Source organism: Pectobacterium peruviense (assembly GCF_003312355.2).
GTDB lineage: Bacteria > Pseudomonadota > Gammaproteobacteria > Enterobacterales > Enterobacteriaceae > Pectobacterium > Pectobacterium peruviense.
Window position 1 is genome coordinate 2642077 of record NZ_CP161826.1, and the last position, 21045, is coordinate 2663121.

The following is a 21045-nucleotide window of genomic DNA, read 5'->3' on the forward strand; positions in this document are numbered from 1 at the left end:
CAGGCAATACTACTCTTCACGCGTTAAGCCAAAATGCCGATAAGCATGCTGCGTCGCCATTCGACCACGCGGCGTACGCTGGATGAATCCTTGCTGAATCAGAAACGGCTCTAGTACGTCTTCAATGGTTTCGCGCTCTTCGCCAATCGCCGCAGCTAAATTGTCCAGCCCAACGGGGCCGCCCATGAATTTATCGATGATTGCCAACAGCAGCTTGCGGTCCATGTAGTCAAAACCTTCGGTATCTACCGCCAGCATATCCAGCGCCTGTGTCGCCACATCGCCAGTAATCGCACCTTCCGATTTAACCTCGGAGAAATCGCGCACCCGACGCAATAATCGGTTGGCGATACGCGGTGTACCACGCGCACGGCGTGCCACTTCAAGGGAACCCTCTGGTGTCAAATCCAGTCCCAAACACTGTGCGCTGCGGCCAACGATATACTGCAAATCCGCCACATTATAAAACTCCAGGCGCTGCACAATACCAAAGCGGTCGCGCAGCGGCGAGGTTAACGACCCCGCACGCGTCGTTGCGCCAATCAGTGTGAAAGGAGGCAGATCGAGTTTAATTGAGCGGGCAGCAGGCCCTTCACCGATCATGATATCCAACTGATAATCTTCCATCGCGGGGTACAGCACTTCTTCCACGACGGGCGACAGGCGATGGATTTCATCGATGAATAACACATCATGCGGTTCGAGATTGGTCAGCAGCGCAGCAAGGTCACCGGCTTTTTCCAACACGGGGCCTGACGTTGTGCGCATATTCACGCCCATCTCATTGGCAACAATATTCGCCAGCGTCGTTTTGCCCAAACCAGGAGGCCCAAAAATCAGCAGATGATCCAGCGCATCCCCACGTTTACGCGCAGCCTGGATAAAAATTTCCATCTGCTCACGCACCTGCGGCTGGCCTACATATTCGGTCAGCAGCTTAGGTCGCATCGCGCGGTCGAGAAATTCTTCTTCAGGAACGGCGTCAGCGGAAATCAAACGGTCGGCTTCTATCATCAATACCTCACAGCGCCGCGCGCAGTGCATCCCTGATCAGGGTTTCACAGTCCGCATCAGGACGCGCGATTTTGGAAATCATGCGGCTAGCTTCCTGCGGTTTGTAGCCCAGTGCCACCAGTGCCGCGGCAGCTTCCGCTTCAGGTTCGCCAACGCGGCTGTCTGCGTTAGCGGGTGACGCCAACGGAATATCGCTAACCGGATTAAACAGATCGCCACTCAAGCCTTTGAAGCGATCTTTCATTTCAACAACCAGCCTTTCCGCCGTTTTCTTACCTACGCCGGGAAGTTTAATCAATGCACCAATTTCTTCGCGCTCAACCGCGCTGACAAACTGCGTTGCGGACATCCCAGAGAGAATCGCCAGCGCCAGTTTAGGTCCAACGCCATTCACTTTGATCAACTCACGGAACAGCGCCCTTTCCTGTTTGTCATTAAAACCGAACAGCAGTTGCGCATCTTCACGGACAACAAAATGGGTAAAAATAATCGCTTCCTGATTGAGTTCAGGGAGTTCGTAAAAGCACGTCATCGGCATATGGACTTCGTAACCCACGCCGTTAGCTTCTATCAGCACCTGCGGCGGCTGTTTTTCCAGGATAATGCCTCTGAGACGACCTATCACGTTGCGCTTCCTTTTACATAGGGAATGAATGGCTTGAAGTATGACGAGTATATAACATAAAAAAGGCTGGATGAATATCCAGCCTCCTGTTTCAGCGCAGTCTTCCTGCCAGCGGGTTTACTTTCGCCGCTGCCGTACGCAGCAGGCTCTGGTTAAAGTGGCAGTGAGTAATGGCAATCGCCAGTGCATCGGCAGCATCCGCCTGCGGGCTGGCAGACAGTTTCAGCAATGACCGAACCATATGCTGTACCTGCTTTTTATCTGCCGCGCCAGTTCCCACCACCGTTTGCTTAACCAAACGCGCGGCGTATTCAAACACCGGTAGATCCTGATTCACACCAGCGACGATGGCTACACCACGCGCCTGCCCCAGCTTCAATGCTGAATCTGGGTTTTTCGCCATGAAAACCTGCTCAATCGCCATACAGTCTGGGCGAAATTGCGTAATGATCTCACTGACGCCCGCGTAAATCAGCTTAAGCCGCGTGGGCATGTCATCGACTATGGTGCGAATACAACCGCTACCGAGATAGGTCAGATGCCGCCCCTGCTGACGGATAATGCCATAACCTGTCACGCGCGAACCGGGGTCGATGCCTACTATGATTGTCATGATGCTACGATTGTCATCGTGCCGCTCCGCCGATTCGCCCGTGTGGATAGCCGTTTTTATTTTGCATCACCGACTGGTTATTCCAGCAGCTCAGCCACCTCATCGGAGATCTCACCGTTATGGTAAACCTCCTGCACATCGTCGCAGTCTTCCAGCATATCGATTAAACGGATCAGCTTCGGTGCCGTTTCTGCATCCATATCCGCTTTCGTGGACGGAATCATGGAGACTTCGGCGGCTTCAGCTTTCAGGCCTGCCGCATCCAAGGCATCCTTCACTTCACCGAATGTTTCCCACGGCGTGAAGACGTCGATCGCACCGTCATCATACGTGACGACATCATCGGCACCCGCTTCCAGCGCGGCGTTCATCACGGTATCTTCATCCAGACCTGGCGCGTAAGAAATGACGCCCTTCTTGGTGAAGAGGTACGAAACGGACCCATCAGTGCCCAGATTACCGCCCGTTTTGGTAAACGCGTGGCGCACTTCGGAAACGGTACGGTTGCGGTTGTCACTCAAGCATTCCACCATGACAGCAGTGCCACCCGGGCCGTAGCCTTCATAAATGATGGTTTCCATGTTGGTATCATCATCACCGCCAACGCCACGGGCAATCGCGCGGTTCAGAGTATCGCGCGTCATGTTGTTGGACAGTGCTTTATCGATCGCTGCGCGCAGACGTGGGTTAGACCCTGGATCGCCACCACCCAAACGGGCTGCGGTGACCAGTTCGCGGATAATCTTGGTAAAGATTTTACCGCGTTTGGAGTCCTGTGCTGCTTTACGATGCTTTGTGTTCGCCCACTTACTATGACCTGCCATAAAAATCTCCGAAAAAAGCCTGTTCAGGCCGGATAAATAACAAATTCCTCAATCGCCTGCCGGTTGCTCCAGGACTTGGTCAACTGTGCCGCATGGGGCACATCCAGCCACTGGTAAGCAAGATGCTCGGATAATTGCACCTCGCGCTCAGCAGGTAACGCCAAACAATACCAATGCTCGGTATTGTGCGTCACCCCCGGCGCATAGCGACGTCTCAAATGAGTAAATAGCTCAAACTCAATACAGCGCTGACAGTCAAAGAGTGATAACGCTTCTGCGGATATATCAATGTTAACTTCTTCTTTGACTTCACGCTGTGCGGCATACGGCGCGCTTTCTCCTTCCTCTATACTGCCAGTCACCGACTGCCAGAATTCAGGATCGTCACGCCGCTGCAACATCAGCACCCGCCCGGTATCACGGGCATAGATCACCACCAGAACCGAAACGGGTCGCTTGTATACCATCTTATTCGTTCTCGGATTTTCCATCCTGAGCCGCTTTCCCTTTCACGACAACCGCAATGGCGAGCTCTTCCAGCGAAGCTGGGTTGGCGAAACTTGGTGCTTCCGTCATCAGACACGCTGCTGCCGTCGTTTTCGGGAAGGCAATAACGTCACGAATGTTATCGGTGCCCGTCAGTAACATCACCAGACGGTCAAGGCCAAATGCCAGACCTGCATGCGGCGGTGTACCATATTTCAGCGCGTCCAGCAGGAAGCCAAATTTCTCACGCTGCTCTTGCTCAGTAATGCCCAGAATGCGGAATACAGTTTGCTGCATCTCGCCGCTGTGAATACGAACGGAACCACCGCCCACTTCATAACCGTTAATGACCATGTCATAGGCGTTAGCGATCGCCGAAACGGGGTTAGCCGCCAGTTCAGAAGGCAACATGTCGCGCGGTGCGGTAAACGGATGGTGCATCGCTGACAACCCGCCTTCGCCATCTTCTTCAAACATTGGGAAATCAACTACCCACAGCGGTTCCCAGCTGTTGTCTTTCGTCAGGCTCAGATCGCGGCCCAGCTTAAGACGCAGCGCACCCAGCGCGTCGGTCACCACTTTCGCACTGTCAGCACCGAAGAACAGGATGTCGCCATCTTGCGCCGCGGTACGATCCAACACGGCAGACAGAACATCTTCACTCAGGAACTTCGCTACCGGGCTTTGAACACCTTCCAGCCCCTTGGCACGCTCGTTGACCTTGATATAAGCCAACCCTTTCGCGCCATAGATTTCAATAAATTTGGCGTATTCATCAATCTGCTTGCGGCTCAGTTGTGCGCCGCCCGGTACGCGGATAGCGGCAACGCGGCCTTTGGCATCATTTGCCGGGCCGGAGAACACTTTGAATTCGATATCTTTCAGCAGATCGGCAACATCGACCAGTTCCAGCGGGTTACGCAAATCTGGCTTGTCGGAACCGAAACGACGCATCGCTTCCGCGAACGTCATGATCGGGAAATCACCCAGATCGACGCCTTTTACGTCCAGCCACAGTTCACGCACCAATTTCTCCATCACTTCACGCACTTGTGGCGCGGTCATGAAAGAGGTTTCCACATCGATTTGGGTAAATTCAGGCTGTCTGTCGGCACGCAAGTCTTCGTCACGGAAGCATTTGACGATCTGGTAGTAGCGGTCAAACCCGGACATCATCAGCAGCTGTTTGAACAGCTGTGGGGACTGTGGCAACGCATAAAATTTGCCTTTATGTACGCGGCTTGGCACCAGATAGTCGCGCGCGCCTTCTGGCGTCGCTTTCGTCAACATCGGCGTTTCGATGTCCATGAAGCCGTGGTCGTCCATAAAACGGCGTACGAAACTGGTGATACGTGCACGCGTTTTCAGGCGCTGCGCCATTTCAGGACGGCGCAAATCCAGATAGCGGTATTTGAGACGCGCTTCTTCGGTATTGGTTTGGTTGGAATCCAACGGCAGCGCTTCAGAACGGTTAACGATCGTCAGGGCGTTGGCAAAAATTTCGACTTCACCCGTCGCCATATCTTTGTTGATTTGGCTTTCTGGACGGGCACGGACTACACCAGTAAGTTGGATGCAGAACTCGTTACGCAACTCGGATGCCAGTTTAAATGCATCCTGACGGTCAGGGTCAAAAAACACCTGAACCAGCCCTTCGCGGTCACGCATATCAATAAAAATCAAACCACCCAGATCGCGGCGGCGGTTAACCCAACCGCACAATGTCACTTCCTGGCCCACATGGGACGAATTCAACTGCCCGCAATAATTAGTACGCATCACGATGTCCTTTTACTCATCCGTCAACTCACACGTTTTCGCGGCAGATTACTCTTCACGGTAGATCACAACGCAAAAACAGTGGCATTTTCGCTGCACGGCATGGTTTTTCTGGGTTACTGTCTGATGAAAAAAGGCGGCTATTATAAAGGATATTCGCCCGAACGATAAGCATGAAGGTAACGCTCTGCGACGCAGTCGCCTACTCTTTTTACGAAATTCCCTTTTCAGTTAACGGAATGTTCATTAACCGAGGCAAAATTGTTGCAAAACTGAACACCAGAGGAAAACGGAGTCACCAACATGCAGTGATCCGAAAATCGTCAGAAAAGCGGCATTCCAAATGGCTAATTTTCTTAAGTGTCATCGGCCCAAAGACATAGGGCATGCCGATGCACACAGCATGATGATTTGTGGAAACTGACCTTCCCTTTTAATAAAATCTGCTAAAATTACCAAGTAACTGCTTATTTTTATAAAAATTTTAATAAAAAGCGCTTTTCCATTATTGGCTAATGCGTATGGTTTACATGGAGAACAAGTATGTATTCATTTGTTGCCCGTCAACCCATTTTAAATCAACACCTCCAAACCGTTGCTTACGAGTTACTTTTTCGCATGGACGTCACCAATAAATTCCCCGACGTCAGCCCTGAATTTGCGACTGCGCAGCTTATTTCCGATCAGTTCTTAACCAATCCATTGACAAAATCCGTGGTCGAACAACCTTACTATATTAACTTCCCCCATCAGATGTTGATCAACGGTCAGGCTGAAGTATTGCCACAGGAAAAGGTCGTTATAGAAATTCTTGAAAATGCGATACCCGATAACGATTTATTTGCTGCCGTAAAAAAGCTAAAAAGAAAGGGCTTCAAAATTGCGCTTGATGACTTTTCGATGGGTTCAGAATGGGATCGTTTTTTGCCTTACATTGATATCATCAAATTCGATTTAACCCTGTCGGATTTTGGCGACATTGAAAATTTCATCAAAAGAACTTCACAGCGTAAGTTAATTTATCTGGCAGAAAAAGTAGAAACGTATGAGCAGTACGTGCAAAGCAAAAAGCTAGGTATTTCACTGTTTCAGGGGTATTTTTTCAGTCGTCCTGAAATGATTAAATCGAGAAAATTGGTCAATAACTCCAGTAATACCATCAGGTTGTTGAGAGAGGTTAATAAACCTGAAATCAACTATGCTACGATCGAAGAATTGGTCTGTGCTGATTTGTCGCTTTATTATAAATTGATGCGCCACATCACCAATATCAAATACAACACGCGTTTCGGTATCACTGCAACCACGATGTCATTCCGTGCCATGGCGATGCTGCTTGGGCAACGAGAACTTAAACGCTTTGTGTCATTAATTAGTATTACCAATAGTAATGAAAATAAACCTAGCGAGCTTTATCGCACCAGCTTAATTCGCGCCAGATTTTTCGAGTTACTGTATGCCTCTTTTAATGTGAAAGCGGATACCACCGAGGCGTTTCTCTGCGGGTTATTATCGCTGCTTGATGCCGTATTGGACTCACCGATGCCGCTACTGCTTTCACAAATCGCACTATCGGAAAAAATTAATCAAAGCTTATTAGAAAACACCGGCGAACTTGCCGTTTATCTGACGCTAATCGCTAAATACGAACAGCAAGAGTGGGAAGAACTTGAACGCCTCTTAATCCAGTTGGGTATCGATGAAGAAAACTTCTTTACCATGATAATGGAGGCAACACAGTGGGCGGATGAGATTTTATAAACGATTTATCTCGGCTCACTCGCACTGCCCTGACAATTACGCGATAATCGTCACCATCCTATTGAGGCTCAATGAAATTATGGTGCGATGATGTATATCGGATTACCGCAATGGCAGCACCCTGCATGGAGTCGGTTGGGGTTAAACGATCTTGCCGACTACAGCCGCTACTTTAGCTGCGTCGAAGGTAACACGACCTTTTATGCGTTGCCTTCACGCGAGGTTGTCGAACGCTGGCGTGATATGACGCATGATGAGTTTCGCTTTTGTTTCAAGTTTCCCTCAACGATCAGCCATAAAGCCGCCTTGCAGAACTGCGATAACGATGTCAGCCTTTTTTATCAATGTCTTGAACCAATTGAACACCGTATCGGACAGCTATGGTTGCAACTCCCCGCAACCTTTGGGCCAGCACAGTTGCCCGTTCTGTGGCGCTTTCTTGATGCCTTACCGCAGGGATTTAGCTACGGTGTAGAAGTGCGTCACCCGCTATTTTTTGCTAAAGGTGATGAGGAGCGTGCGCTGAATCAGGGACTACAACAGCGCGGCATAAATCGCGTGATTCTCGACAGTCGTCCAGTTCATCACGCCGCACCAGACAGCGTTGCCATGCGTGAAGCCCAGCGGAAGAAGCCCCGCGTGCCAGTACACGCCGTGCTGACCGCTACACAGCCGCTGATCCGCTTCATCGGGAGTGAAACGCTGGAAGAAAATCTGCGCTGGTTCGAGTCATGGCGTAACAAACTGCCGCAGTGGCCTGAAGCGAATCCCTTCTTCTTTATTCACACACCGGATATCGGTGATGCCCCACCGTTAGCGCAACAGCTTTGGCCGTTACTCGCCGAGATCTATCCAACACTGCCGCCCCAGCCAGATTGGCCGCAGCAGGCGACGCTCTTTTGAACCATAGGATTCGGGTATGTTAGTTCATTTAGTTATAAACACTTTCATAACGTAACCTATTTCCGCTAAAAAAATCAGCCTTTACAGGCGACAGTTACGTTAGGTAAAGCTATTATTCTGCAAGCCGTTTTCGGTTAGGTCACGGAGTAAAAAATGGTAAGTGCGCTCTATATCGTGCTCGGCGCAATCTTGTTGATAAAGCTGTCTATTGATGTTGTAAAACTGAGAATGCAGTATCGCGTGGCCTACGGCGACGGCGGATTTTATGAATTGCAAACGGCGATCCGGGTACATGGTAACGCGGTGGAATATATTCCCATTGCGGCAATTTTGCTGGTACTGATGGAGATGAACGGCGCCCTTATCATCATGATCCATTTTTGCGGCATTCTATTGATTACCGGGCGTTTAGTTCACTACTACGGTCTTCGGCATCGCGAATTCCGCTGGCGGCGTTCAGGTATGTCGGCAACCTATGCCTCACTCATCCTGATGATTGCAGCAAATCTCTATTATCTTCCCTGGGATCTAGTTTTCACGCTGTATTGATAGCGTGAGATAAAAACGATATCCGCCTCTCTCGGGCGCACAAGTATGATGCGCCCGGGAATCAAACGCCACGCCCACACAATGTATTCGGTGAGTAAGCGAAGCCAACGCTCATGCAACTTGCAGTATGACGGGTACGGCGTCTTCTGCTAGAATACGCGCCTCTTTATTACTCTCAGTGCACTTTCCGCCATGCCAAACCGCGATATGCTTTTTTCTGTGCCAATTGCCAATTTAGGTGACTGGACATTCGACGAACGCGTTGCCGACGTATTTCCCGATATGATCCAACGTTCCGTACCCGGCTATTCCAACATTATCTCAATGATTGGCATGCTGGCAGAACGGTTCGCCCGTCCGGATAGTCTCGTCTACGATCTGGGATGTTCGCTGGGCGCGGCCACGCTGTCTGTGCGACGCAATATACATGTGCCGAACTGCAAAATTATCGCGGTAGACAACTCTCCGGCGATGGTGAAACGCTGCCGTAGCCACATTGACGCTTTCCGTTCCGATACGCCCGTCGAGATTATAGAAGCAGATATTTTGGACATTGATATCAAGAATGCTTCCATGGTGGTGCTGAACTTTACTCTTCAGTTTCTGGAGCCTTCTCAACGCAAGGTGCTTATTGAGCGTATTTATCAGGGATTGAATCCCGGCGGCGTGCTGGTGCTCTCTGAGAAATTCAATTTTGCGGACAAAGACGTCGGCGAATTGCTGTTCAACATGCACCTCGATTTCAAACGGGCAAATGGCTACAGCGAACTGGAAATCAGTCAGAAGCGCAGCATGCTGGAAAATGTCATGCTGACCGACTCGGTAGAAACTCATAAAGCTCGACTAGCATCTGCGGGTTTTGAGCACAGCGAGATCTGGTTTCAGTGTTTTAATTTTGGTTCGTTATTAGCCGTGAAAGCAGAGGAAAAGGCGTGATCGATTTCGGCAATTTTTATCAGCAAATCGCGAAGGGCCCGCTTAGTCACTGGCTCAATACACTGCCTTCTCAGCTCAGCAGTTGGCAACAAGAATCCTTACACGGTAAGTTCAAACTCTGGTTTAACTCACTGGAGCATCTCCCGTCGCTGACGCCAACTTCTTTGGATTTGAACGACAGCGTCACGACACGCATGGAGCCCGATATTTCCATCGGCCAACGTGAAGGGATTGAAAAACTGCTGCGTAATTTGATGCCCTGGCGTAAAGGCCCTTTTTCGCTTTACGGTGTGGATATCAACACGGAATGGCGTTCAGACTGGAAGTGGCAACGCGTTCTGCCACATATCAGCCCGCTGAAAAATCGTCTGATACTCGATGTAGGCTGTGGCAGCGGCTATCACCTGTGGCGGATGGTCGGTGAAGGCGCAACGATGGCGGTTGGCATCGACCCCATGCAGCTATTCTTATGTCAGTTTGAAGCCGTGCGTAAGCTACTCGGCGACGACCAGCGAGCACACGTTCTGCCGCTTGGCATTGAGCAACTCCCCGAACTGGCTGCGTTCGATACCGTGTTTTCCATGGGCGTGTTGTACCATCGCCGTTCCCCGCTCGATCACCTGTGGCAATTAAAAAATCAGCTGGTGGCAGGTGGTGAGTTGGTGCTCGAAACGCTGGTCATTGACGGTGATGAAAATCAGGTGCTGGTGCCGGGAGAACGCTACGCGCAAATGCGCAATGTCTACTTCATCCCGTCTGCTGCGGCTTTAACGAAATGGCTTGAGAAATGTGGATTTGTTGATGTCCGCGTCGTCGATATCTGCACCACCACAACGCAGGAACAGCGCCGGACAGACTGGATGATCACCGAGTCGCTGGCTGAATTCCTCGATCCTGAGGATCCAACGAAAACGGTAGAAGGTTACCCCGCTCCGGTACGAGCGGTATTGGTTGCACGTAAACCTGGGATCTACCAGTCCTAAATCGACAAAAAAAGCCCCAGCAACACGCTGGGGCTTGGTACTTGCCATGCAGACCTAACGGTATGCGGCGCGGCAAAACTGAAGAATGACGATGTGGTGTCCTATAGCAATCCAGTCTATCAACCGCTACACCATGAAACACCTTGCATTACGATACGTACTGCATTTCACGATCCGGGCTGACCGCCCGTTTCATTGCTTCCACCACATCACCATCCACGCAATACTGGCTAAATTCATCTAATTCCGTATCCGCACACATCGACACGCCGATTTTGCGATAACGCATAGGGGATGACGTCCACTGGCCTGCTGAACTATGCAGCTCTCGGATACCGGCTTGCTGAAATTTGTGCACGTTAGTCAATCGTACGCCAGAACCTGCCATAATAATTGGACCGCGACTCGCCTGTGTTAGTTCACGTAATAACCGTAACCCATTCTCCGCCGTCTGCTGTTGCCCAGAGGTTAATATGCGCGATACGCCAAGGTCGGTGAGTTGTCCCAGCGCAATGTAAGGGTTCAGGCACATATCAAACGCGCGATGAAAGGTCACCGCCATTCCTTGAGCCACCACCATGATTTCGCGCATTTTGGGCAAATCAATGTGCCCTTCCTCATTCAGCACACCGACAACAACACCGGGAAACCCCATCTCACGAATCTGCTCAATATCGTATTTGATGGCAGCAAACTCCGCCGCACTGTAGCAAAAATCGCCCCCTCGCGGACGCACAATCGGGTGAACAGGAATCGCGACCTTTTCACGCGCACCGCGCAGCGCACCGTAGGATGGCGTTAACCCCCCCTCTCGCTGTCCTGCACAGAGTTCAATCCTGTCAGCCCCAGACTGCGCTGCCGTTATCGCACAATCAACGCTATAACAGCATACTTCCAGTTTCGTCATCGCCGCTCCTCCATATAAACTCCCAGACTACTTTTCTTAATTATCAAAAAATCGACGAATCATCACGTCGACTAAAGTAATAACTATGGCATTCGCATTCATATCGTGAGGAGACGGGAGTCACAACGAACGCGATACACTGCCGAAATAAACATGACATAAACCACAGTTTTATTAATCTGTTCTACCGCAAAAGAAAATGGCATGAATAACGTGATACGCCATTTTACCGTTTAGCCAATGACACCCTTCTGATTACTTTACACACTCAGCTATTTTCATAACGACGGCATTTCGCTCGCGACAACATCTCGAATATCAAATGGATGAAATTTTATTGTCACTTTTCCATTGGTCACCGCTAACGTCGGATTAGGAATTCGTTCTTTTTCGCCTTGCGGAGAACTAAATTTAAGCTTGATGCCCGGCGTACGTAGTGCATCATCAGACAAGCAGGTCAAAGCACGCTGGTGCAGTGTTTCCGTATCACCGGAAAGCACCAGTTCCACATGCTCCCATCCCTCATGGGGATAATGCTTTTTCCCCGGCCACGGTAATTCGATACAATCAATCTGCCAGGGGCCGACAGATATTGCATTATCCAGTATAAACAGACAGATTGGACGGTCATTGATTTGGTTTTCAGACAGCAAGCTGCCAGCCTTCAGCAACGCCGCTTTCCATGATTCAGCCGTCGTGTTCTGATGACAACGCAGCGAGATATGGTCAGCATGAAACGCGCCCAAATCCAGCTGTAGCACACCCGCTAATTCCTGTAAGTCTCGCTCAAAACGCGCTAAATCCATTATCAAATCATTGGGTAACATATCGGGTAAAACTCCTCGCGGCATATCACATTATCAATAACCATTTTCGATAGTGAGAATATCATAGCCATAGTACATTCTAATTAAATTCTACTTTTCTCCATGCACATTTATTTACACCTTCGTTACGTGAAACGCATCAAATGCAAAGAAAAGGTAAGCATGCTGTTTGATTAATAAACGGAAACGCTTTTTACCCGATGTTAATCTGCGATACTTCTCGCAATCTATTCTGGGATGAATCTTAAATAAGATCTGCCCCATTGAACGCCGAAAAAAAAACGTATAAATTAAGAAAACAAATAATAACGCAGAGATATCATCATGGTTTTACTCATTATATCCATCGCGCTTATCGCTATTGCGGCATACGCTATTTTTCGTCATTTTAAAACCAGAGACTCGCATAAGATTGGTGTAAATAGTCGGTCAAGAAAACGTTAAGATCGCGATTTGATTTATTTTTATTCTACCTAAAACTACTTTTATTCTTTGCCATGCCCCCCTTATCCATTTTTTTCATATCACCACGCCTTTTTTATCTCCCGTCCTGCGGGTATTTTTTCGCCTGAATATCCTTTTGCCTCCCCCCGTCTGCTGACGAGGAAAGGCAAATATGGTATAAGCAAGGCTTAATTTTTTATTTAAGGTAAACCGGTGAATATTCAGGCTCTTCTCTCCGAAAAAGTCAGCCAGGCGTTAACCGCCGCGGGCGCGCCAGCAGACAGCGAAGCTCAGGTTCGTCAGTCGGCAAAAGCACAGTTTGGTGATTATCAGGCTAATGGCGTCATGGCCGTGGCGAAAAAACTGGGCATGCCACCGCGACAATTGGCTGAAAACGTCGTCCAGCTTTTAGCGCTGGAAGGCATTGCGGAAAAAACAGAAATCGCAGGCCCGGGATTCATTAATATTTTTCTCGATAAGCAGTGGGTTGCGAGCCAGGTTGAGAATGCCCTGAATGCACCAAAACTGGGTTTAACACCGGTTGAACCACAAACGATCGTGATTGACTACTCCGCCCCTAACGTCGCAAAGGAAATGCACGTCGGCCACCTGCGCTCAACCATTATTGGTGATGCCGCAGCCCGTACGCTGGAGTTTTTAGGCCACAACATCATCCGCGCTAACCACGTTGGCGATTGGGGTACGCAGTTCGGCATGCTGATTGCTTACCTTGAAAAAATGCAAAATGAAAACGCCAACGAGATGGATCTGTCCGATCTTGAAGCGTTTTATCGTGAAGCAAAGAAACACTACGACGAAGATGCCGATTTCGCTGAGCGCGCACGCGGTTACGTGGTGAAATTACAGGGTGGCGATGAATATTGCCGTCAGATGTGGCGCAAGCTCGTCGATATCACCATGACGCAGAACCAGATCAACTATGAACGCCTTAATGTCACGCTGACCAAACAGGATGTGATGGGTGAAAGCCTGTATAACAGTATGCTGCCGAACATCGTTGCCGATCTGAAAGCAAAAGGTCTGGCCGTTGAAAGCGAAGGGGCTACGGTCGTTTTCCTTGATGAGTATAAAAACAAGGAAGGCGAACCAATGGGCGTCATCATCCAGAAAAAGGATGGCGGCTACCTCTACACCACAACGGATATCGCCTGCGCCAAATACCGTTATGAAACCCTGAACGCCGATCGCGTGCTTTACTACATCGACTCCCGTCAGCATCAGCATTTGATGCAGGCTTGGACCATCGTGCGTAAAGCAGGTTACGTGCCGGATTCTGTCAGCCTGGAACACCACATGTTCGGCATGATGCTAGGTAAAGATGGTAAACCATTCAAAACGCGTGCAGGCGGAACGATCAAGCTGTCTGAACTATTGGATGAAGCCTACGATCGTGCACTGAAACTCATCGCGGAAAAAAATCCACAGATGGAAAGCGACGAGTTGGCAGCGTTAGCAAAAGTGGTTTCTATCGGTGCGATTAAATACGCAGACCTGTCGAAGAGCCGTACCACAGACTACATTTTTGATTGGGATAACATGCTGGCGTTTGAAGGCAACACTGCGCCGTATATGCAATATGCCTATACGCGCGTCGCGTCCATTTTCAAGCGTGCGGGAATACAGGAAGACACCTTAACGCAGCCGATTACGCTGGGTGATGAGCGCGAATTTGCGCTTGCAACGCGCCTGCTGCAATTTGAGGAAACCATCACCTCCGTCGCCCGCGAAGGCACGCCGCATGTGATGTGTAGCTACCTGTACGATCTGGCTGGCCTGTTCTCTGGTTTCTACGAGCACTGCCCAATCCTGAACGCCGAAAATGATGATGTGCGTCAGAGCCGTCTAAGACTAGCGCTGCTCACGGCGAAAACGTTGAAGCAGGGACTGGATACACTGGGTATCGAAACCGTCGATAAGATGTAATTCTCCATCGACTAAAAACGTATCCATCAACGTAAAACTGAAACGCCATCGGTGGCAGCACCAATGGCGTTTTTTTATGACGGACATCCTTGTCCGTCACCCTACGGGCCGTTGCTACGCAACGTTGAAAAACGTTCCAGACGTTTTTTTATTCAACAACGTTGTTACACGCTGCGGCGGGCGAAATCTCGGGGACGGAATCCCAACAGCGCCAGCGTGGCAAAATAGGAGCCTGCGCCCACGACGACGACCAGCAGTAAACGCAGGATTCGTATTGTCATATTGCCATCATCCCATGCAGGCATCCACCACAGCATGCCCAGTAAAACCAGCGACATCACGATAACGGCGGCCAACAGACGAATCAAAAATCCCTTCCAACCAGGCAGTGGTTGGAAAATATCCTGCTTACGCAGTTGCCAATACAGCAGCGCGGCATTCAGGCAGGAGGCCAGACCGATGGACAACGCCAGACCCGCATGTTGCAATGGGCCGATAAAGATCAGGTTCATAACTTGCGTCAGAATCAGCGTCACGATCGCTATTTTTACCGGCGTCTTGATATCCTGCCGGGAATAGAAGCCGGGTACTAACACTTTGACGACAATCAATCCCATCAGCCCAACTGAGTAGGCCACCAGCGCGCGTTGGGTCATCAGCGCGTCAAAGGCGCTAAATTTACCGTATTGGAACAGCGACACGGTTAAGGGCTTGGCTAAAATGCCTAATGCTACCGCGCTCGGTAGCGCCAGCAGGAAACAGAGGCGAAGCCCCCAATCCATCAGGCGGGAATATTCATCGTGATTGCCACTGGCAAAACTTTTCGCCAGCGACGGAAGTAAGATCGTCCCTAACGCCACCCCCAACACACCGGAAGGAAATTCCATCAGGCGATCGGCGTAGTACATCCATGACACTGCCCCCTCGCTGAGGAAAGAGGCGAAAATGGTGTTGATGATCAGCGAAATCTGACTCACTGACACGCCTAAAACCGCAGGTCCCATCAGCTTCATAACCCGCCAGACGCTCGGGTCACGCCATTTCAGACGCGGCAATACCAGCATACCAATCTTTTTCAGATGCGGTAGCTGATAGCCGAGTTGCAGTAAACCGCCCACCAATACCGCCCATGCCAGCGCCATCACTGGGGGATTAAAATACGGTGCGGCAAACAGCGAGAAGCCAATCATGCTGACGTTAAGTAGCGTCGGTGCAAAGGCTGGCACCGAGAAACGGTTCCAGGTGTTGAGCACCGAACCCACCATGGAAGTCAGTGAGATCAGCAGGATATAAGGAAACGTGACGCGTAATAGATTCGAGGTCAACTCAAAGCGCTCCGGCGTCGCAGCAAAACCGGGAGCAGTGACCATAATGACCCAAGGCGCGGCGACCATACCCGCCACAGTGACTAACGCCAGTATCAGCGTCAACATACCGGAGACATAAGCGAGGAACGTTCGCGTGGCCTCCTCACCCTGCTGGCTTTTGTATTCGGCCAAAATCGGCACGAACGCCTGTGAGAATGCACCTTCCGCGAAAATACGCCGAAGCAGGTTGGGCAGTTTGAACGCGACAAAAAAGGCATCCGTCGCCATACCTGCACCAAAAATACGGGCGACGATAGCATCACGCACAAACCCTAAAACGCGCGATAACATGGTCATGGAACTGACGGCAGCCAGTGATTTAAGTAAATTCATCCGATTATGTTCTGAACGGTTCAGGCGTGATTATTAACCCATTGGGGTCATCCTGATTGCGAGGTGCGACTAGTCTACGCATTGCGCGTGTAATAGCTACCGAACATTGCCATAACCGCTGAACTTTTCAGCTTTTTCCCAGCAATTTTTCAATCATACGCTGCGACAGCAACGCCTGGTTACCTGATGTTTCCGCTGGTTTCCGTTGTTCAACTGCCGCCATGAAATGATGCACCGCACCGACAAATCCACGCTGTTCTAGCGTAGTTTGCCAAGATGGCACGGCTGGGTGAAGCGTCACTCCTTCACGATCTTCACGCCATTCACGCATCTCATCCACCTGATATAGCCCACCGTTGGTAACAGCCTGAACCCACTCTCGCTGGCTCCCAGCCTGACGATGCATACTGGTTGTCACCTGACAGTTTCCGCTCTGGAAATGATGCTCGGCATACAGCAGTTGGCCGTCCGCATTCGCATGTAAAACACCATCAATCAATTCGACATCACCTCCTGCAAGCCAAAGCGCGGTGTCCACCACGTGCAGATAGTCGTCCAATAAGGTAAAACGCACATCGTGCGGCCCGACGCCATTAATACGATGCTTATCCATACGCAAGGATGCGGGTTGATCCAACCGCTGTTTTAGCTGCTGATAACAGGGGGCAAACCGACGGTTAAAGCCGACCATGAGAATTTTTTGTTGTTGCTCTGCCAAGTCAACCAGCGCTTCCGCTTGCTCCAGCGTGTCTGCCAGCGGTTTATCCACATAGACATCGACACCCGCCTCAAGCAGTTGCTTTACCACGGAGAAATGGCTGGCGGTACTGCTATGGACAAAGACTGCATCGCAATGTGCTGCCACATCATCCAATGCAGAGAAACCCGTCATCCGATAGTGCTGGCAAATCCGCTGCGTTTTTTGTCGATCGGGAGAAAATGCACCAACCAGTTCCCAACGTTCAGCCTGACTAAGAATAGGCAAATAGGCTTTCTGCGCAATAGATCCTAATCCGACGACACCGATACGGGGACGTTGGATGGACGCGGTAGGTTCTGCAACGTTTTCCGCAGATGAAAACTGAGGTTTCATGGCTGATTTTCTCCCTGATACAAATTCTATTACGCTAACAGTGCGGCAAGCTGACGTTTGAGTTCAGCGACCTCTTTCTCTAACGCCTCAACTCGCTCGACCAACGGAGGCGAATTGTCGCTCACGCTTTCCTCTTCAGGAGTCGCAGCATCGCTCGCGTCACCGCTGAAAAGGTGCCTGTAGCGACTTTCACGTTTTCCCGCTTCCCGCGCGAGCCGTACAACAAACGGGCCATCGTCACGCTGTTGCAGTTGTTCAAGTGTAGATTCGGCTTCGCCAACATCTGAAAACTCATACAAGCGAGCGGCGCGCGTACGCAATTCACCCGGAGTCTGTGGGCCGCGCAGGAGAAGTGTCGTCACCAGAGCCACTTCCGCGGGAGAGAGTTTCAGATCGCCAAATTCCGAATTGCAAAAACGATGTTCGTACTTCACAACACGATTACCAAAGCCGCTGAGCGTGCGTAGGAAATGCTTCTTCACGAGCAAATCCAGCGTTTGCTGTACCTCACTTTCGCTCAGTTCCATCACTGGCTCACGGTTGGTTTTCTGGTTGCAAGCCGTGGTGATGCCGTTTAACGACATCGGGTATTGATCCGGCGTAGTAATCTGCTTTTCCAACATGCATCCGATCACGCGGGCTTCACGAGCATCCAATTGGTATTTCATCATTTTTCCTTAACGCGGAGACTTCCACTCGGCGTTGGTCAGCGCGGTTAATACATGATCCTGCCATTTGCCATCAATAAGCAGATAATCCTTCGCATAGCCTTCACGTTCAAACCCCAAACGCGTTAGTAGGTTCCCACTGCGCTGGTTATGCGGCATATAGTTAGCCATGATGCGATGCATATGCTGCTGACGCTGCATATAATACAAAGCCGACTGCAAGGCTTCGTACATCAGCCCCTGCCCCTGCCATTTCTGGCCGAGAGAGTAACCCAGATAGCAGGCGTGGAACGATCCCCGCAGCACGTTGCTGAAATTCGCTACGCCACACACTTCGTTTTCATTCGGATCCAACAGGAGAAAGTAATAAGCACTGCCCTGTTTATGCATTTCGTTAATCACGCTAAGCCGCGCTTGCCAGCCTGATGGATAGCAATGGCTGGCGTCTCTCACGGGTTCCCACGGCTTAAGAAAATCACGGTTTTCAGAATAGTATTCAGCCAGACGCCATGCATCGTGTTCATGGGCCAGACGCACCACCAGCCTATCGGTTGTCAATTGCACTTTTGCCGGCGTTGAACGATAGCCAAACATTTTGCCCCCTACTCTCCATGTTATCGATAAGTAAAATTCATCGGCGCTGAAAAAGTGACTATTTCACATAAGCAGAAAATATCGGCATTCCCGATAATCCTTACTATAACCACATAAATTCATGGACGTAAAATCCTCGTCGCCGAGTTATTGCGCAGTTGAATCAGGAAAACCATTTTTTCTCGCTGAAATGCTACTCGGATAACGTTAAATCGATAAAAAAATATTATCCAACAATAGGCTATACCAAAGTTGAATTAGAGTACAAAATAGTCACGTCTGTTATTTTCCTCCTTTCTTCGTTGTGGTGAAACATGCCTCTGATGTCGCAAGCTCGGAGCTTGGGTAAATATTTTTTATTACTAGATAATATGCTGGTGGTTTTAGGGTTCTTCGTTGTTTTCCCCCTTATTTCCATTCGTTTTGTCGATCAACTCGGCTGGGCCGCATTATTAGTCGGTATTGCATTGGGATTGCGTCAATTTATTCAGCAAGGTCTGGGTATTTTTGGCGGTGCCATTGCTGACCGTTTTGGTGCCAAACCGATGATTATCACTGGGATGCTGCTGCGTGCTTCCGGTTTTGTGTTCATGGCAATTGCCGACGAGCCTTGGCTGCTCTGGCTGTCCTGTGCGTTGTCAGGTTTGGGTGGCACGCTATTCGATCCGCCGCGTACCGCACTGGTGATCAAATTGATCCGCCCACAAGAACGTGGTCGTTTCTATTCACTGCTGATGATGCAAGACAGTGCCGGTGCTGTTATCGGTGCCCTGCTCGGCAGTTGGCTGCTTCAGTACGATTTCGAGATTGTCTGCTGGGTTGGCGCGGTTATTTTCGTGCTTGTAGCAGGGCTAAATGCCTGGCTGCTACCGGCCTACCGTATTTCAACGGTAAGAACGCCAATCAAGGAAGGGCTGATGCGAGTGATTCGCGACCGCCGTTTCCTGATGTATGTATTAACGCTGACGGGCTACTACATGTTGGCCGTTCAGGTGCTGTTAATGCTACCCATTATGGTCAACGAAATCGCCGGGACACCGTCTGCGGTGAAATGGATGTACGCCATTGAAGCGGCACTGTCGCTGACGCTGCTTTATCCTATCGCCCGCTGGAGCGAGAAGCGTTTCCGGTTGGAACAGCGCCTGATGGTGGGGCTTTTCATCATGTCCGTCAGCATGTTCCCAATTGGAATGACGACAGAGCTTCAGCCACTGCTGATGCTTATCAGTCTGTTTTATATAGGCTCGATTATCGCTGAACCTGCGCGTGAAACGTTGAGCGCCTCGCTGGCCGATTCCAGGGCCAGAGGCAGCTATATGGGCTTTAGTCGGCTTGGACTGGCGCTCGGTGGCGCGATTGGCTATAGCGGCGGCGGCTGGTTATTCGATACCGGACACGCATTGAATCAGCCAGAACTACCGTGGTTCATGCTCGGCACCATCGGGTTCCTGACGTTAGCTGCGCTGTATTGGCAGTTCAATCAACGCCGTATCGAGCCCGCCATGCTGGGTGGTCATTAGTCTGAATTTTACCGACGAGTTTGATCTCGTCGGTAAAGCCCTTCTATACTTTCCTAATACATTCAAACAATTGTTTCGTCGCGAGCCCTCTCGCACACTCAATTTATCTTGTTTGATGATGGGTTACACACGTGGTCGCACCGCGGCCTTTGTCTATACCTTGTAATTTAGGAGACGACGTATGAAGCTCTACATTTACGATCACTGCCCCTACTGCGTTAAAGCGCGCATGATCTTCGGTCTGAAAAATATCCCTGTCGAATTGCAAATATTGGCGAATGATGACGCGGCGACGCCAGAACGGCTGATCGGCCAAAAGATGGTGCCTATTCTGCAAAAAGATGACGGCAGCTATATGCCAGAAAGCATGGACATCGTTCATTTCATCGATAGTTACGACCGCAAGCCGCTGCTGACGGGGTCAACCAATCCAGCAATCGCTGCCTGGCTACGTAAAGTTACCGAATATACGCCGCGTTTGATTATCCCCCGCTTTGCTCAGGCAGCCTTTGAAGAGTTTGCCTCCGCGCCTGCCCGACAATATTTTATTAACAAGAAAGAAGCTCAGCTCGGTAATTTTGCTGATCATCTGAGCCATTCTCAGGGGCTGATTAAGAAACTGAACCGTGACTTACAGGATCTTGATCCACTGATTGTTCAGCCGAATGCCTGTAACGGCGTGCTATCAACAGATGACATCGACCTCTTTCCACTTCTCCGCTCTTTGTCTATTGTTGCGGGCGTTACGCCGCCTTCCCGCGTTGCGGACTATCGGGATAACATGGCGAAGCAGACTCAAGTAACGCTACTCAGCAGTCTGGCAATCTAGTCATTCAGTTTACTCCGCCGCTTCGTTCTGAAGCGGCGTTATCGAC

The 21045-nt window shown here is 50.2% G+C and carries 20 protein-coding genes; 8 read left to right on the plus strand and 12 right to left on the minus strand.

Features of this window, described 5'->3' with window-relative positions; genetic code table 11:
• Positions 1 to 9: 9 nt before the first annotated feature.
• The 6 genes from ruvB to aspS form a co-directional block, all read right to left on the minus strand.
• Entirely contained in the window at positions 10 to 1014 is a 1005-nt protein-coding gene (gene ruvB, locus DUT67_RS11995; protein ID WP_048260438.1) for a Holliday junction branch migration DNA helicase RuvB, read from the minus strand.
• Between the two features lie 7 nt (positions 1015 to 1021).
• Entirely contained in the window at positions 1022 to 1639 is a 618-nt protein-coding gene (ruvA, locus tag DUT67_RS12000; RefSeq protein ID WP_113631921.1) for a Holliday junction branch migration protein RuvA, read from the minus strand.
• A gap of 91 nt (positions 1640 to 1730) precedes the next feature.
• Positions 1731 to 2252, minus strand: coding sequence for a crossover junction endodeoxyribonuclease RuvC (gene ruvC / locus DUT67_RS12005; RefSeq protein ID WP_048260442.1), 522 nt, complete (start codon positions 2250 to 2252; stop codon positions 1731 to 1733).
• 77 nt (positions 2253 to 2329) lie between these two features.
• Positions 2330 to 3076 carry a YebC/PmpR family DNA-binding transcriptional regulator gene (locus tag DUT67_RS12010; protein WP_048260444.1) on the minus strand — a complete coding sequence of 249 codons (747 nt, stop codon included), beginning with the start codon at positions 3074 to 3076 and terminating at the stop codon, positions 2330 to 2332.
• A 23-nt stretch (positions 3077 to 3099) separates the two neighbouring features.
• A complete protein-coding gene (gene nudB, locus DUT67_RS12015) occupies positions 3100 to 3543 on the minus strand; it encodes a dihydroneopterin triphosphate diphosphatase (protein WP_048260446.1) in 444 nt (147 codons plus the stop codon).
• A 1-nt stretch (position 3544) separates the two neighbouring features.
• Positions 3545 to 5341, minus strand: a complete 1797-nt coding sequence (gene aspS, locus DUT67_RS12020) for an aspartate--tRNA ligase (protein ID WP_048260448.1) — start codon at positions 5339 to 5341, stop codon at positions 3545 to 3547.
• A 543-nt stretch (positions 5342 to 5884) separates the two neighbouring features.
• Between aspS and DUT67_RS12025 the strand changes: the two genes are divergently transcribed.
• The 5 genes from DUT67_RS12025 (at position 5885) to cmoB (ending at position 10473) form a co-directional block, all read left to right on the plus strand.
• Positions 5885 to 7102, plus strand: coding sequence for an EAL and HDOD domain-containing protein (locus DUT67_RS12025; RefSeq protein ID WP_048260450.1), 1218 nt, complete (start codon positions 5885 to 5887; stop codon positions 7100 to 7102).
• 90 nt (positions 7103 to 7192) lie between these two features.
• Positions 7193 to 8005, plus strand: a complete 813-nt coding sequence (locus tag DUT67_RS12030) for a DUF72 domain-containing protein (protein ID WP_113632006.1) — start codon at positions 7193 to 7195, stop codon at positions 8003 to 8005.
• A gap of 153 nt (positions 8006 to 8158) precedes the next feature.
• On the plus strand, positions 8159 to 8554 hold the full coding sequence (locus DUT67_RS12035; RefSeq protein ID WP_048260454.1) for an MAPEG family protein: 396 nt from the start codon (positions 8159 to 8161) through the stop codon (positions 8552 to 8554).
• Positions 8555 to 8746: 192 nt separating this feature from the next.
• On the plus strand, positions 8747 to 9490 hold the full coding sequence (gene cmoA / locus DUT67_RS12040) for a carboxy-S-adenosyl-L-methionine synthase CmoA (protein ID WP_113631920.1): 744 nt from the start codon (positions 8747 to 8749) through the stop codon (positions 9488 to 9490).
• On the plus strand, positions 9487 to 10473 hold the full coding sequence (cmoB, locus tag DUT67_RS12045; RefSeq protein ID WP_113631919.1) for a tRNA 5-methoxyuridine(34)/uridine 5-oxyacetic acid(34) synthase CmoB: 987 nt from the start codon (positions 9487 to 9489) through the stop codon (positions 10471 to 10473). The genes cmoA and cmoB overlap by 4 nt, the downstream gene beginning before the upstream one ends.
• A gap of 148 nt (positions 10474 to 10621) precedes the next feature.
• Here cmoB and cutC read toward each other — a convergent pair whose 3' ends face one another.
• On the minus strand, positions 10622 to 11380 hold the full coding sequence (gene cutC, locus DUT67_RS12050; RefSeq protein WP_048260463.1) for a copper homeostasis protein CutC: 759 nt from the start codon (positions 11378 to 11380) through the stop codon (positions 10622 to 10624).
• 278 nt (positions 11381 to 11658) lie between these two features.
• Positions 11659 to 12207: a VOC family protein gene (locus DUT67_RS12055; RefSeq protein WP_048260466.1), complete on the minus strand. Its 549-nt coding sequence runs from the start codon at positions 12205 to 12207 to the stop codon at positions 11659 to 11661.
• Positions 12208 to 12864: 657 nt separating this feature from the next.
• Here DUT67_RS12055 and argS point away from each other — a divergent pair.
• Complete coding sequence (gene argS, locus DUT67_RS12060) at positions 12865 to 14595, plus strand: arginine--tRNA ligase (RefSeq protein WP_113631918.1); 1731 nt, start codon at positions 12865 to 12867, stop codon at positions 14593 to 14595.
• Positions 14596 to 14759: 164 nt separating this feature from the next.
• Here the strand turns inward: argS and murJ are convergent, their stop codons facing one another.
• From murJ to rimJ, 4 genes are all read right to left on the minus strand, one after another.
• Positions 14760 to 16295, minus strand: coding sequence for a murein biosynthesis integral membrane protein MurJ (murJ, locus tag DUT67_RS12065; RefSeq protein ID WP_048260470.1), 1536 nt, complete (start codon positions 16293 to 16295; stop codon positions 14760 to 14762).
• A gap of 127 nt (positions 16296 to 16422) precedes the next feature.
• Entirely contained in the window at positions 16423 to 17388 is a 966-nt protein-coding gene (locus tag DUT67_RS12070; protein ID WP_113631917.1) for a Gfo/Idh/MocA family protein, read from the minus strand.
• Between the two features lie 29 nt (positions 17389 to 17417).
• Positions 17418 to 18056 carry a YceH family protein gene (locus DUT67_RS12075; protein WP_113625840.1) on the minus strand — a complete coding sequence of 213 codons (639 nt, stop codon included), beginning with the start codon at positions 18054 to 18056 and terminating at the stop codon, positions 17418 to 17420.
• Between the two features lie 9 nt (positions 18057 to 18065).
• Positions 18066 to 18650, minus strand: a complete 585-nt coding sequence (gene rimJ / locus DUT67_RS12080; protein WP_113631916.1) for a ribosomal protein S5-alanine N-acetyltransferase — start codon at positions 18648 to 18650, stop codon at positions 18066 to 18068.
• Between the two features lie 314 nt (positions 18651 to 18964).
• Between rimJ and mdtH the strand changes: the two genes are divergently transcribed.
• Both mdtH and grxB read left to right on the plus strand, forming a co-directional pair.
• Entirely contained in the window at positions 18965 to 20170 is a 1206-nt protein-coding gene (gene mdtH / locus DUT67_RS12085) for a multidrug efflux MFS transporter MdtH (protein ID WP_048260479.1), read from the plus strand.
• A gap of 181 nt (positions 20171 to 20351) precedes the next feature.
• A complete protein-coding gene (gene grxB, locus DUT67_RS12090) occupies positions 20352 to 20999 on the plus strand; it encodes a glutaredoxin 2 (RefSeq protein WP_048260482.1) in 648 nt (215 codons plus the stop codon).
• Positions 21000 to 21045: the final 46 nt, after the last annotated feature.

What these genes read in the sequence shown, in the direction of transcription:
- ruvB (WP_048260438.1), bottom strand. Translation starts at nt 1,014, where the DNA reads ATGATAGAAGCCGACCGTTTGATTTCCGCTGACGCCGTTCCTGAAGAA.
- ruvC (WP_048260442.1), bottom strand. Translation starts at nt 2,252, where the DNA reads ATGACAATCATAGTAGGCATCGACCCCGGTTCGCGCGTGACAGGTTAT.
- DUT67_RS12010 (WP_048260444.1), bottom strand. Translation starts at nt 3,076, where the DNA reads ATGGCAGGTCATAGTAAGTGGGCGAACACAAAGCATCGTAAAGCAGCA.
- nudB (WP_048260446.1), bottom strand. Translation starts at nt 3,543, where the DNA reads ATGGTATACAAGCGACCCGTTTCGGTTCTGGTGGTGATCTATGCCCGT.
- aspS (WP_048260448.1), bottom strand. Translation starts at nt 5,341, where the DNA reads ATGCGTACTAATTATTGCGGGCAGTTGAATTCGTCCCATGTGGGCCAG.
- DUT67_RS12025 (WP_048260450.1), top strand. Translation starts at nt 5,885, where the DNA reads ATGTATTCATTTGTTGCCCGTCAACCCATTTTAAATCAACACCTCCAA.
- DUT67_RS12030 (WP_113632006.1), top strand. Translation starts at nt 7,193, where the DNA reads ATGTATATCGGATTACCGCAATGGCAGCACCCTGCATGGAGTCGGTTG.
- DUT67_RS12035 (WP_048260454.1), top strand. Translation starts at nt 8,159, where the DNA reads ATGGTAAGTGCGCTCTATATCGTGCTCGGCGCAATCTTGTTGATAAAG.
- cmoA (WP_113631920.1), top strand. Translation starts at nt 8,747, where the DNA reads ATGCCAAACCGCGATATGCTTTTTTCTGTGCCAATTGCCAATTTAGGT.
- cutC (WP_048260463.1), bottom strand. Translation starts at nt 11,380, where the DNA reads ATGACGAAACTGGAAGTATGCTGTTATAGCGTTGATTGTGCGATAACG.
- DUT67_RS12055 (WP_048260466.1), bottom strand. Translation starts at nt 12,207, where the DNA reads ATGTTACCCAATGATTTGATAATGGATTTAGCGCGTTTTGAGCGAGAC.
- murJ (WP_048260470.1), bottom strand. Translation starts at nt 16,295, where the DNA reads ATGAATTTACTTAAATCACTGGCTGCCGTCAGTTCCATGACCATGTTA.
- DUT67_RS12070 (WP_113631917.1), bottom strand. Translation starts at nt 17,388, where the DNA reads ATGAAACCTCAGTTTTCATCTGCGGAAAACGTTGCAGAACCTACCGCG.
- DUT67_RS12075 (WP_113625840.1), bottom strand. Translation starts at nt 18,056, where the DNA reads ATGAAATACCAATTGGATGCTCGTGAAGCCCGCGTGATCGGATGCATG.
- rimJ (WP_113631916.1), bottom strand. Translation starts at nt 18,650, where the DNA reads ATGTTTGGCTATCGTTCAACGCCGGCAAAAGTGCAATTGACAACCGAT.
- mdtH (WP_048260479.1), top strand. Translation starts at nt 18,965, where the DNA reads ATGCCTCTGATGTCGCAAGCTCGGAGCTTGGGTAAATATTTTTTATTA.
- grxB (WP_048260482.1), top strand. Translation starts at nt 20,352, where the DNA reads ATGAAGCTCTACATTTACGATCACTGCCCCTACTGCGTTAAAGCGCGC.